1 protein-coding gene and 1 pseudogene are annotated in these 1443 nt (G+C 61.1%); both read right to left on the bottom strand.

The genetic code is table 11. The features are described 5' to 3' along the window. Nucleotides 1-765: pseudogene (locus tag EOC06_RS44500) on the bottom strand (2-acyl-glycerophospho-ethanolamine acyltransferase); the annotation flags it as partial. A 124-nt stretch (nucleotides 766-889) separates the two neighbouring features. Then, complete coding sequence (locus EOC06_RS36450; RefSeq protein ID WP_127323288.1) at nucleotides 890-1297, bottom strand: 4-oxalocrotonate tautomerase family protein; 408 nt, start codon at nucleotides 1295-1297, stop codon at nucleotides 890-892. Nucleotides 1298-1443 lie beyond the last annotated feature (146 nt).

Here is a 1443-nt window from a genome sequence, read left to right as displayed (position 1 = left end):
CTCGATGATGGTATGCGAAGCGCCGACGCGGTCGGCGGCATCGCGCATGGCCAGGAACAGGCCACGATCGAGGTTGGTGCCGAAGAGCCGCGCCTCGGCGACACGGTCGAACAGCGCGTTGGTGTTCGAGGCCTGATCGGGGTTCCGCGCCACCAGTTCGGCGATGGTCATCGGCTCCAGCACGCTAATCGACAGCTGCGGAAACCAGTGTCGTGGCGCCCTGTCCGCGGGTGTCAGCGACACCGGCAGGCCGCGCGCGCCGCCGACGAAGATCGGCACGATCTTGGCATCGGCCTGCATGGCGATGCGGGTGACGGCACGAAACAACCGAAACGTCTTGACGTCAGGCTCGACCGCATCCGGCAGATAGACGGCGAGCCGGCCCTTGCCCCTCAGCACCCGCACCAGCCGGCGGCTGACGAAGAGATGTTCGGCGTTGAAAGCGATGGTACGGCCAAGCTCGCGCCAAGGTTCAAGCCACGGCGAGCGCGCCGAGGCCTCGTCGAGTATGTGCAGTGTGTCTTCCGGCAGCAGCGACAGCATCAGCGCCGGTTCGAAGCGCGATTGATACGAGATGACGTAGATGACTGGAGTCTGCGCCTTGCGGGCGATCCTGATACGGCTGTCGGCGATCCGGTAGGCGAGCTTGAACGGCACATAGAGCAGCGCCTGGGTAAAGCGCAGGCCGAGGCGGAATTTTTCCACCACTCCGATCAGCAGCCAGGCCAGAACAAGACCCGCAAGCAGCGCCAGTGTCAGGACCATGCCGCGTCTCTCCCAACATTCTTAGCATCTCGGCTCTTTTGCGGCCGCTTCGGCCAGAACCTAGACGATGTGGGAGCAAGGTCAATGCGGAGCTTTTGCTTCCCTTGGTGCGGGAAGCTGCTTGTCATGCCGCCTGCAGCCGTCCACTGATGAAACGAAATTCCTGCGTCTTGCCGCCATAGCCGTAAGCGGCTGCCGGCACTTCATGTACGAAGGCGTAGCTCTCCTCGTGCACGCCGCCCAGCAGACGGCCGAAGGCCGCGAAGATCGCCTTCAGATAGGCCTCCAGCTCAAGCTTGGTGTTGGTGCCGTCGACCACCTTGATATCAAGCCAGAACGTGCTGGTGCCGTGCTCGGCCAGCGACTTGCCGCCGGCGAACCAGTGCTGCGGATCGACATAGGACACGGCAACTGCCGTGATCGTCGGGTCCTTGCGCAGCTGCGTCGCGGTGATTTCAGTGATCTCCTTTGCGATGCTGGCTGAAAGAGCCGCGTCGGGCTTGCCGGTGACGCTGATGTTGATGATGGGCATTTTTCTTCTCCTTGGCTTGAGCGGCGTCCGATTGCCGTTGAAACAGCCATGCCACCATCTTTAGATCAAAAAAATCAAATTGTTTTTAATTGAAGATTCGATAACATCGAAGTGTGAAAACGCTCGATCCCGATCTGCTCCGAAGC

It is taken from the genome of Mesorhizobium sp. M7A.F.Ca.MR.362.00.0.0 (assembly GCF_004023175.1).
Taxonomy (GTDB): domain Bacteria; phylum Pseudomonadota; class Alphaproteobacteria; order Rhizobiales; family Rhizobiaceae; genus Mesorhizobium.
This window is presented reverse-complemented; position numbering and strand designations above follow the sequence as displayed.